The 9878-nt window shown below is 59.8% G+C and carries 9 protein-coding genes and 4 pseudogenes; 2 read left to right on the top strand and 11 right to left on the bottom strand.

From position 1 onward, the window contains the following. Window positions 1-15 precede the first annotated feature (15 nt). Window positions 16-1335: pseudogene (locus X727_RS01000000165275) on the top strand (aldehyde dehydrogenase family protein); the annotation flags it as partial. Here the strand turns inward: X727_RS01000000165275 and X727_RS1000000169705 are convergent. From X727_RS1000000169705 to X727_RS1000000168270, 5 genes and pseudogenes are all read right to left on the bottom strand, one after another. Continuing rightward, entirely contained in the window at window positions 1328-1492 is a 165-nt protein-coding gene (locus X727_RS1000000169705) for a hypothetical protein (RefSeq protein ID WP_023835415.1), read from the bottom strand. The pseudogene X727_RS01000000165275 and the gene X727_RS1000000169705 overlap by 8 nt on opposite strands. Further along, window positions 1489-2169, bottom strand: a complete 681-nt coding sequence (locus X727_RS01000000165280) for an FAD-binding oxidoreductase (protein ID WP_023835416.1) — start codon at window positions 2167-2169, stop codon at window positions 1489-1491. The genes X727_RS1000000169705 and X727_RS01000000165280 overlap by 4 nt, the downstream gene beginning before the upstream one ends. Then, window positions 2129-2362, bottom strand: coding sequence for an FAD-dependent oxidoreductase (locus X727_RS1000000169710; RefSeq protein ID WP_023835417.1), 234 nt, complete (start codon window positions 2360-2362; stop codon window positions 2129-2131). Before X727_RS1000000169710 ends, X727_RS01000000165280 begins: the two co-directional genes overlap by 41 nt. After that, complete coding sequence (locus tag X727_RS1000000168265) at window positions 2359-2565, bottom strand: hypothetical protein (RefSeq protein ID WP_155923636.1); 207 nt, start codon at window positions 2563-2565, stop codon at window positions 2359-2361. The genes X727_RS1000000169710 and X727_RS1000000168265 overlap by 4 nt, the downstream gene beginning before the upstream one ends. Further along, window positions 2562-2738: pseudogene (locus X727_RS1000000168270) on the bottom strand (aldehyde dehydrogenase family protein); the annotation flags it as partial. The gene X727_RS1000000168265 and the pseudogene X727_RS1000000168270, both read right to left, overlap by 4 nt. Between X727_RS1000000168270 and X727_RS00930 the strand changes: the two are divergent. Then, a pseudogene (locus X727_RS00930) lies at window positions 2723-4225 on the top strand (glycine cleavage T C-terminal barrel domain-containing protein); the annotation flags it as partial. The pseudogenes X727_RS1000000168270 and X727_RS00930 overlap by 16 nt on opposite strands. A gap of 623 nt (window positions 4226-4848) precedes the next feature. Here X727_RS00930 and X727_RS1000000169320 read toward each other — a convergent pair. From X727_RS1000000169320 to X727_RS136100, 6 genes and pseudogenes are all read right to left on the bottom strand, one after another. Then, window positions 4849-5045: pseudogene (locus X727_RS1000000169320) on the bottom strand (dihydrolipoyl dehydrogenase); the annotation flags it as partial. A 179-nt stretch (window positions 5046-5224) separates the two neighbouring features. Then, on the bottom strand, window positions 5225-6322 hold the full coding sequence (locus tag X727_RS136120; RefSeq protein WP_023835420.1) for a 2-oxo acid dehydrogenase subunit E2: 1098 nt from the start codon (window positions 6320-6322) through the stop codon (window positions 5225-5227). 151 nt (window positions 6323-6473) lie between these two features. Continuing rightward, window positions 6474-7217: a glucose 1-dehydrogenase gene (locus X727_RS136115; protein WP_023835421.1), complete on the bottom strand. Its 744-nt coding sequence runs from the start codon at window positions 7215-7217 to the stop codon at window positions 6474-6476. Between the two features lie 172 nt (window positions 7218-7389). After that, window positions 7390-7626 carry a biotin/lipoyl-containing protein gene (locus X727_RS136110; RefSeq protein WP_196815030.1) on the bottom strand — a complete coding sequence of 79 codons (237 nt, stop codon included), beginning with the start codon at window positions 7624-7626 and terminating at the stop codon, window positions 7390-7392. Further along, window positions 7619-8602 (bottom strand): transketolase C-terminal domain-containing protein, encoded by a 984-nt coding sequence (locus tag X727_RS136105; protein WP_031204834.1) that lies wholly within the window; start codon window positions 8600-8602, stop codon window positions 7619-7621. The genes X727_RS136110 and X727_RS136105 overlap by 8 nt, the downstream gene beginning before the upstream one ends. Then, window positions 8599-9609: a thiamine pyrophosphate-dependent dehydrogenase E1 component subunit alpha gene (locus tag X727_RS136100; protein ID WP_023835424.1), complete on the bottom strand. Its 1011-nt coding sequence runs from the start codon at window positions 9607-9609 to the stop codon at window positions 8599-8601. The genes X727_RS136105 and X727_RS136100 overlap by 4 nt, the downstream gene beginning before the upstream one ends. Window positions 9610-9878: the final 269 nt, after the last annotated feature.

Raw genomic sequence — 9878 nt, forward strand, 5'->3', positions numbered from 1 at the left:
AACGGAAAGACAGGGATGCGCAGCCAACTTTATATCGACGGAACGTGGGTCTCCCCAGTAAAGGGCGGCACATTCGATGTGATCAACCCCGCAACGGAGGAGGTCATTCACAAAGCTCCGGCCGGAACCTCAGAGGACATCGATGTGGCCGTGAAAGCCGCGCGCCGCTGCTTCGACCTCGAAGGCTGGCCAAAGCTCTCGGGTGCCGGACGTGCGGGATATCTCCGCAAGATAGCGGCCGGTATCCGGAAAAGGCAGAGGGACCTCGCCCAACTGGAAGTGATCGACAATGGAAAGCCCTGCCCGGAAGCAGACTGGGACATAGGCGACGCTGCCGGCTGCTTCGAATTCTATGCCGACCTAGCCGATCAACTCGATAATACGCCGGAGGAGACGATCGCGATTCCGGATGCCCGCTTTACCTCTAAGGCGGTACGCGAGCCGGTCGGAGTCGCGGGTGCGATCATTCCTTGGAACTATCCGCTGCTGATGGCCGCCTGGAAGGTCGCACCTGCGCTGGCTGCCGGATGCACTATGGTGCTGAAGCCCTCGGAACTGACGCCACTCACCGCGTTGGAGATGGGCGCGATCGCCGACGAGTCGGTTTGCCAGCAGGCGTGCTCAACATTGTAACCGGCCTGGGTGCGCAGGCGGGCCAGGCACTGATCGACCATCATAGCATCGACAAGCTCGCCCTCACCGGCTCGGTTCCTACCGGTTCGAAAGTGATGGCGGCGGCAGCTCGCGACATCAAGCGCGTTAGCCTCGACTCGGCGGCAAGTCACCCTTCGTCGTGTTCGATGACGCCGACATCGAGCAGGCGTCGAATGGATCATGTTCGGCATCTTCTGGAACCAAGGTCAGGTGTGCTCGGCGACCTCGCGCGTGCTGGTCCAAGAAGGGATCTACGACCGGCTGCTGGCGCGCCTGGTCGAGGAGACGAGGAAGATCACGATCGGCAACGGTCTCGACGAGGGCGTTCTGCTTGGTCCGCTGGTATCAGAAGCCCAGCACCGAAAGGTCTTGTCGGCGGTCGAGGCGGCCAGGGCAGCCGGCGCGACAATTGCATGTGGTGGAAGACGACCGGAGATGCCTGCAAGAGGCTTCTTTGTCGAACCGACCGTCCTCACCGAAGTACCGCTCGATAGCGACGTTTGGCGGGAGGAAATCTTCGGTCCGGTTGCCTGCGTCCGGCCGTTCTCCACGGAGGCCGAGGCGATCGGGCTAGCCAATGATTCCCGCTATGGTTTGGCGGCGGCGGTGATGTCGGCCGACGACGTCCGCGCAGAGCGCGTCGCGGCTGCATTCCGGGCCGGCATCGTCTGGATCAACTGTTGCCGGCGCTGGCCAGCATCGGCATGCGGTTGACGCCCATTTCGAGGATCGGCTCGAAATGCTCGAAATCCTCGGGCAACTGGTCGAAACAAAAATCTTCGCGGATGCCGTCCATGCCCCAGGGCTTGGCCACCGGCTCGAAGGCGCCGAGCATCATCTTGCCGGCGTCTTCCNGATGCCGTCCATGCCCCAGGGCTTGGCCACCGGCTCGAAGGCGCCGAGCATCATCTTGCCGGCGTCTTCCTTGTAGTAGGCGCATTCGTCCGGCACGCGCAGCACCGGCAGGCGGGTTAGGCCGGGGATCGGCTCGGTGACGAGATAGAAATGCTCGCAGGCATGCAGCGGGATGGTGACGCCCTTCTGGCGCCCGAACTCGCGCGCCCACATGCCGGCGCAATTGACGACGACATCGGCTTCGATCATGCCTGGCTCGTCGCCTTGCGTCCAGGAAACGCCGGTGACGCGGCCAGCCTTGGCATGGACCTTGGTGACCTTCACATTCTCGACGATCGTAGCACCACGCTGGCGGGCGCCCTTGGCCAGCGCCATAGCGATGTTGGCCGGATCGCACTGGCCGTCGAGCGGCAGATGCACGGCGCCGACCACATCGGAAATGTTGAGATGCGGGTACATCTGCTTGACTTCACCAGGCGAAATCTCGCGCACGTCGACATCGAAAGCACGGGCCAGCGAGGCCTGCCGGTAGATCTCGTGCTTGCGCTCCTCGGTCAGCGCCACGGTGATCGAGCCGACCTGACGCATACCGGTGCCGACATCGGTCTCGGCTTCCAGCTTAACGTAGAGATCGGCCGAATATTTCGCCAGCCGCGTCATGTTCTGCGAGCCGCGCAATTGGCCGATCAGGCCGGCGGCATGCCGAGGTCGTGCCCGATGTCAGCTGCTTTCGTTCGAGCAGCACGATGTCGGTCCAGCCGAGCTTGGCCAGATGGTAGGCGACCGAGCAGCCTGAGACACCGCCGCCGATGATGACGGCCCGGGCTTTGGTCGGGATGGTTTTGGGGCTCATGCGGCCTCACCGCGATAGCCGGATGCGAAGCGGCGCAGTCGAAAGGCTGCTTCCAAAAGCACCGCCTCGGGCTGGGATACTGATGCAAATACGGACTTCAGCCAGGCGGCTGAAGTTGCACCCTGCGTCACGGTCACGTTTTGCCTGCAACGACGATGGTGCGACTTGAGAGGGATTTCGAGAGCGGCACGCAGCTCATTCATCGGGAAATTTCCTCGGGTTTGATGTACCATCCCCATGGACGGTCGGAGGTAAAGCGGGTGATCTGCTTCATTTCGAAGCAGTTTTCGAGACCCCAACGGCCGAGCTCGCGGCCGATCCCGGACTGCTTGTAGCCACCCCACGGGGCCTTGGAGAATGTCGGCTGAGATCCACACCTTCTTCAACGGTCCCGAGAGTTTTACCCCCGACGACCGCTATTATCTCGGCGAGGCGCCGGAGCTTTCCGGCTACTGGATGGCGACCGGCTACAAGTCGATCGGCATCGTCTCCTCCGGCGGCGCCGGCATGGCCCTGGCGCAATGGATCAATGACGGCGAAGCGCCCTTCGATCTCTGGGAGGTCGACATCCGCCGCGCCCAGCCGTTCCAGAAAAACCGCCGCTACCTCAGAGAGCGCGTCTCCGAGACGCTCGGCCTGCTCTACGCCGACCATTTCCCGTACCGCCAAATGGCGACCTCGCGGAACATCAGGCGCTCCCCTCTCCACGAACATCTGAAGGCGCGCGGCGCGGCATTCGGCGAGGTTGCCGGCTGGGAGCGCGCCAACTGGTTCGCTAGGCCCGGCCAGGAGCGCGAATACCGCTATTCCTGGAAGCGGCAGAACTGGTTCGACAACCAGCGCGACGAACATCTGGCGATCCGAAACGGCGTCGGCCTGTTCGACATGACTTCGTTCGGCAAGATCCGCGTCGAGGGTCGAGATGCCTGCGCCTTCCTGCAGAAGCTTTGCGCCAATGACATCGACGTGGCGCCGGGCAAGATTGTCTATACCCAGATGCTCAACCAGCGCGGCGGCATCGAGAGCGACCTCACCGTCTCGCGCCTGTCGGAAAGCGCCTTCCTCGTCGTGCCCGGCGCCACGCTGCAGCGCGATCTCGCGTGGCTAAGAAGACAGCTCGCCGATGAATTCGTCGTCATCACCGATGTCACCGCCGCCGAAGCGGTGCTCTGCCTGATGGGTCCGGATGCGAGGAAACTGATTCAAAAGCTGAGCCCAAACGATTTCTCCAACGAAACCAATCCGTTCGGGACGTTTCAGGAGATTGAAATCGGCATGGGGCTGGCACGGGCCCACCGTGTCACCTATGTCGGCGAGCTCGGCTGGGAGCTTTATGTCTCGACCGACCAGGCAGCCCATGTGTTCGAGGCGATCGAGGAGGCCGGCGCCGATGTCGGCCTGAAGCTTTGCGGTCTGCACACGCTGGATTCCTGCCGCATCGAAAAGGCCTTCCGGCACTTCGGCCACGACATCACCGACGAGGACAATGTGCTGGAGGCAGGCCTTGGCTTCGCAGTGAAGACCGCCAAGGGCGATTTTCTTGGCCGCGATGCCGTGCTGAGGAAAAAAGAAACCGGATTGAACCGGCGGCTGGTGCAGTTCCGCCTGAAGGACACGCAACCCTTGCTCTTCCACAACGAGGCGATCCTGCGCGACGGCAAGATCGTCGGCCCGGTCACCTAGGGCGATTACGGCCATCATCTCGGCGGCGCCATTGGGCTCGGCTACGTGCCGTGCCAGGGCGAGAGCGAGGCGGATGTGCTGGCGTCGTCCTACGAGATCGAGATCGCCGGCGAGCGCTTCGCCGCCAAGGCGTCGCTGAAGCCGATGTATGATCCGAAGTCGGAACGGGTAAGGGCGTGAGCCGATGCGGGCGCCACGATGAAGCCGCCCTTCGATTGAATCGATGTTGACGATGCTTCCGGTACCCCGCTTGCGAAGGGGCGTGCATTGCCGCCTTTATCAACAGGAATGAGGTTGGTGTCCATCATCTGATCTCAGCCCACCTTGGTCATCTCGTCGACCGTCTTTTTGAACATGACACCGGCGTTGTGTTGGAGGATGTCTAAGCCGGCGAGCGCTCGGCGACTGTCTGCACGTCCAAGGCGATTTTCCCTGGAATTCGAAAGTTCCGCCCTCACTTAGATGATGCGTTCGTTGAGAACCGCCTCAAGCTACGAGTTCCTCTGCGCAACGGCGACTTTTGCTCCTCCTCCGGAAAGGGGGGATGATACAGGCGCCGATGCCTCGCCCACCCCGGTGACGATTGCAATCTTGCCTGCCAGTCTGTCAGCTATGGTTTTCCTCAACAGTCGGAATACACGTCCGCGATGTCTTCGCGCCGCTATTACGACCTATCTTCTTTGACTGCGTCGGCAGTTTTGAAACGTCTGCCCAGCACCTGTCGTTCAGCGGAATTGGATGTTAGCCGACAGATCAACGCGATTGATGACGAGGGGGGTTGCCCTTTTTACCCGCTGACGTCGCTACGCTTTCAGCGCTCGGCCGAAGGCGTCGAGCACGCTTTCTTTCAGGATCTCGGAAATCGTCGGTCGCAGCCGCTATCAATTCGTCGATTAGTTCGGTCACCTCCGCTCCTACCAGGTTAGCGCCAAGCAGTCCGCCCGTCTTTTGGTAAGATCGGCTAGACCACGCCCTGGTTCTCGCTCAGCACGATGGCCCTTGCCGTTCGTCCGGCTCAAAGACTGGGTGTTTGGGCAATCGCCAAGTATAGTTCGTGCGCGAAGCTGGAAGAAGCTTGCCGTGGCGGTGATCTCCGCTGCCCATCCGGCCGCATTCTCCCAATGGAAAAAATTGGCCGGCAGCGTCATCGGCTCTCGCGTCACGAAACCAGAATATTGCTCAGGCGAGCATGCCTATCGGATTCTCTATATAACTCTTAAATTCCTGCAGCAGCTTGGCTCCGAGCGCGCCGTCCACACAGCGATGGTCGATGGAAAGTGTAACGCTCATCACTGTCGCGGGGGCCATGACACCGTTCTTGACGACTACACGCTGTTCACCCGCACCGACCGCAAGAATGGTCGCGTGCGGCGGATTGATCACGGCAGCGAACTCCTTCACGCCCATCATGCCCATGTTCGAGATTGACGTGGTGCCGCCTTTATACTCCTCAGGCTTTAGCTTGCGATCCTTCGCGCGCTTGCCAAGATCCTTCATCTCGTTGGAAATGACTTGGAGCGTCTTCAGCTCGGCCTTGCGTACGATCGGCGTGATCAGACCACCACTGATCGAGACAGCCACCCCCACGTCGGCATGCCTGTGTCTTACCATAGCGTTCTCGGTCCAGGAGACGTTCGCGTCTGGAACGTTTCGCAGCGCAAGCGCCAGGGCCCTTATGATCATATCATTGACCGACAGCTTGTAGGCCGGCAGGCCGTCCGTGGGCTTGGGCGCGGCATCGTTGAGACGGGAGCGCAGCGCCAGAAGCTCGTCGATGTCGCAGTCTACGCCGACATAGAAATGCGGGACAGTTTGCTTCGACGTCACCAGCCGACGAGCGATCGTCCTACGCATGCCGTCGTGAGGTACAAGTTGGTATGATCCGTCTTCAAACAGCTCGAGAACCGCATCGTCCGAGGGTCCTTTACTTGCGGAGGACGCAGCTTCGGCCCTGTTCTTAACTGTAGTTTGAGGCTCGGGTTCTCCACGTTTGTCGGACGCTTGCCGGGGAGCGACGGCAACGGAACCAGATTCGCTCTTGATGGCGACAACGGCGACGAGGTCCCTAAATTCTACTCGATCAGCGCCTTCCGGGACGACGATCCTTTCCAGAGTACCCCCGGCAACAGCCTTGATCTGACCAGTATTACCTCCGCTACAAACCTCGGCCAGAACGTCTCCCGCTTTTATGTCATCGCCCTCCTTGAACATCCATTTCACAAGGGTGGCAGCTTCCATATCCGAAGCGAGGGCGGGCATTCTGACGTTGATAGGCATCTGCGCTACTGTGCTATTTTACGTTTCGCGGGAATTATCTACCAGGCTTGCCGGTTGCGGTTAACAGGCTGCTCTGCCTATGCATAGAGAAGAACTCTGAGCGGGCGCACGTTGAGTTGCGAAAGGGAGATCATTCGAGGTGACCAATGATTCACAACAACAACCCTCCGTCGATCGCGATCTCCGCTCCGGTCATATAGCTGCTCTCGTTTGAGAGCAGGAAGAGAACGAGGTTCGCTATCTCATGGACCGTGCCGGCCCGCTTGAGCGGAATGAGCGCGTACTGGCGCTCTCTGTCCGAAGGATCCTCAGCGAGCAGCATCTCCGTTTCAATCCATCCGGGATGGATGGAGTTGACGCGGATTCCGGCTGGAGCAAGTTCTAGCGCCGCGCATTTCGTCATGCCTCGCAGGGCCCATTTTGTCGCGGTATAGGCCATGGAGGTTCGGCTTCCACGCATCCCGGCAACAGACGAGATGTTTACTATCGCGCCCCCGCCGGCTGCCTTCATGAGAGGCGCGGCTTCCCGCATGCCGAGGAAGCAACCCAGCTGATTGATACGGAAGTGCCTTTCGAACATCGCGACGCTGGATTCGTCCATCGGCAACGGTTGGTAGATCGCCGCGTTGTTGACTAGGCCGTGAAGTCCCGTCTTCTGTCCTTCTAGGAAGCGGATTAGGCTTTGCCAGTCCTCCTCGCTACTGACGTCGAGATGTACAAAAGACGCTGTTTCACCGATGGTCTCGGCGATCTGTTTGCCGTGGTCGTCGAGGATGTCCCCGATGATTACCCGCCCTCCTTCGGATGCGATCTGGACGGCCTCAGCCGCACCCTGACCCCGAGCTCCTCCGGTGATCAAAACCGTCTTGCCTTCAAAGCGTTTGTCGCGTGCCATAGTCGTCTCTACGATCGGTGTATAGTTGACGTGTCAGGCCGCCCGGAGGCCCCGCCGCGCCTCATGCGGTCGGACGTCGGCCGCCAGAGTGCGGGCGACCGACGTCCAGCCTTGGGAGTTACTTCTGGAGTTTCGCGACCGGAGCGAAAGAACATTCATTCCAGCCCCGCTCCTACTCGGTCTTGATGCGACAGATGACGGTTCCGACCCCCGTCACCGCCCCTTCGTCGACAAGGATCTCAGCAACTACGCCCGCAGTTTCCGCTTCGATCTCGATGTTCGTCTTTTCCGACTCCACTTCAGCCAGAATCTGCCCCGGAACGACGGAGGTCCCGACCGAAACGTGCCACTTCGTGAGATCAACGTCGACTGTCGATGCACCCATCTTCGGAATGCGAACTTCAAGCATGAGCATAGCTCCTTACAGATATGATGGCATCTTCAAGCTCCTGCGGCTTCGGCAGAACCGCAGATTCGAGCCTAAGGTTGAACGGCATGGGAACGTCAGCCCGCGTGACGCGCTTGATCGGCGCCTTGAGAGACGAAAACGCCAGCTCGGCTATGATTGCACTCAGCTCGGCTGCGAAGCCGCAAGTACGGTTCGTGTCGTCATAGATGACCACGCGGCCGGTCTTCCTGACCGTCTTCAAAAGCCCTTCCCTGTCGAGTGGCAAGAGAGAGCGAGGATCCCACACTTCAACGCTGATGCCATTCTTCTGAGAGACGGTCTCAGCGACAGCCAAAGCCTCGGGCACCAAGTGTCCAATAGCAATGACGGTCACATCGGAGCCTTCACGCTTAACGTCACCGCGACCGAGAGGTACCGCAAAGATTTCTTCCGGCACCTGACCCCTTTGCGGAAGGCACATGGCGGATGCGATGAAAATGACCGGGTCGTCTTCTCGAATTGCTTGGATCATCAAACCCTTCGCATCATAGGCGTTCGAAGGGCAAACGACCTTGAAACCTGCATGGAGGAGATACGGGTAAGGATTGTCCGAATGCTGGCCCGCGTTTCCTCCCCGCGAGCCGGACACCATAATCGTGTATGTGATTGGCAGATTAGCCTGGCCGCCGAGCATCAGTCGCATCTTCGCGGCTTGATTCACCAGTTGGTCAAACGCAACGTAAATCAGTGACGGAACTTGGAACTGGACGATCGGACGCAGGCCGGCCAAAGCCGCCCCAGTGGCGAACCCGGTGAACGCAGCCTCGGAAATCGGCGTGTCGAGCACGCGGGAATCACCGAAGGCGCCATGCAGGCCTTTCGTCTCACCGCGAATTCCACCTCGAATGTCCTCCCCGATGATGAAGACGCTCGCGTCTGCGCCCATAGCCTGATGGTAGGCCTCATTCATGGCCTGAAGAAATCTCAGCTGTCTCACGGCTCTACTCCCCACGCCGGAGTGTTCGGGTACGACACGGCGTACATGCAATCGAGCGCCTCCGCCGGGTTCGGCTGCGGGCTGCTCCTTGCGGACTCGACGCCTCGTTCAATCTCAGCGTCAACTTCCGCGTCGATCGCTTCGACGTCTTCTTGCGTGCACAATCCGCCTTCCACCATACGGGCTGCCCAAATCTTGATGGGGTCCCGCAACTTCCAGCTTTCGAGCTCGTCTTGGGGCCGATAACTCATCTTCATGTGACGCTCGCCCGTATAGTGCCCGAAGTAACGATAAGTCTGGCACTCAATGAAAGTCGGGCCTTTGTCTGACCGAGCGCGTTCCGTGGCGGTGAGGGCAGCGTGATAGACTGCCTCCACGTCCATGCCGTCGACGCTCACCCCAGGCATTCCGTAGGATTGAGCACGAAGATAGGGTTCGAGGATGGTGACTTGTTTGAGCGGTGTCGAAATCGCGTACTGATTGTTCTCGCACACAAAGACAACGGGAAGCCGCCAGATCGCCGCGAGGTTCATCGCCTCGTGCACAACCCCTTGGTTGATTGCACCGTCGCCGAAGAACGAAACGGCGACGCGGTTTTCGCGAGCGGCTTTGAATTTGTGAGCCGCGCCACAGGCTATAGGAGTTCCAGCGCCGACGATACCATTAGCTCCGAAGATCCCAAGTCCGATGTCGGCAATGTGCATGGATCCGCCACGACCCTGATTGTATCCGGTCGTCCGGGCAAGCAGTTCAGCGAACATCTTGCCGACGTCTCCCCCCTTCGCCAACGTGTGACCATGCCCTCTATGGGTGCTTGTGATGATGTCTGCGGCCGCTAGCGCGCCGCAGATGCCGACAGCCACCGCCTCTTGCCCGCTATACTCATGGGTCACGCCGGCGATCTCATTGTCATCGACCAGAGTAATAACCCTGTCCTCGAATCGCCTGATGCGAGCCATGTGGTAATACAACTTATGCGCGAATGGTGCGGGCATAATATTCGACATCGATGCCTCTACTTTGTGTCCTAAATTGATCTACATCCCGTCAATCCATTGTCGATGCGAGTACTCGATTCTTGTAGCCCAATCCCCTCTTATACCCAATCTCGCCAACGACCTTCCGGCGTCTTTCTGCTTCATCCGCGGTAGCTTACCACCTTTCATGGTTCATCTACCCGGGACTCGCCACCGAGCGTTAAGCTATGAGTTCACTGCCAACTCTCTAGGTGAATGCGGCCGGTAGCGTAGTCGCGCCAACGGCTGCTCTAGCGTTC

This window comes from Mesorhizobium sp. L103C105A0 (assembly GCF_000502215.1).
Lineage (GTDB): Bacteria > Pseudomonadota > Alphaproteobacteria > Rhizobiales > Rhizobiaceae > Mesorhizobium.

Bases quoted from the DNA above. Each gene is read 5' to 3' on its own strand.
- X727_RS1000000168265 (WP_155923636.1), bottom strand. From the start codon at position 2,565: ATGAATGAGCTGCGTGCCGCTCTCGAAATCCCTCTCAAGTCGCACCAT.
- X727_RS136120 (WP_023835420.1), bottom strand. From the start codon at position 6,322: ATGCCTATCAACGTCAGAATGCCCGCCCTCGCTTCGGATATGGAAGCT.
- X727_RS136115 (WP_023835421.1), bottom strand. From the start codon at position 7,217: ATGGCACGCGACAAACGCTTTGAAGGCAAGACGGTTTTGATCACCGGA.
- X727_RS136110 (WP_196815030.1), bottom strand. From the start codon at position 7,626: ATGCTTGAAGTTCGCATTCCGAAGATGGGTGCATCGACAGTCGACGTT.
- X727_RS136100 (WP_023835424.1), bottom strand. From the start codon at position 9,609: ATGTCGAATATTATGCCCGCACCATTCGCGCATAAGTTGTATTACCAC.
- X727_RS1000000169705 (WP_023835415.1), bottom strand. From the start codon at position 1,492: ATGATGCTCGGCGCCTTCGAGCCGGTGGCCAAGCCCTGGGGCATGGAC.
- X727_RS1000000169710 (WP_023835417.1), bottom strand. From the start codon at position 2,362: ATGAGCCCCAAAACCATCCCGACCAAAGCCCGGGCCGTCATCATCGGC.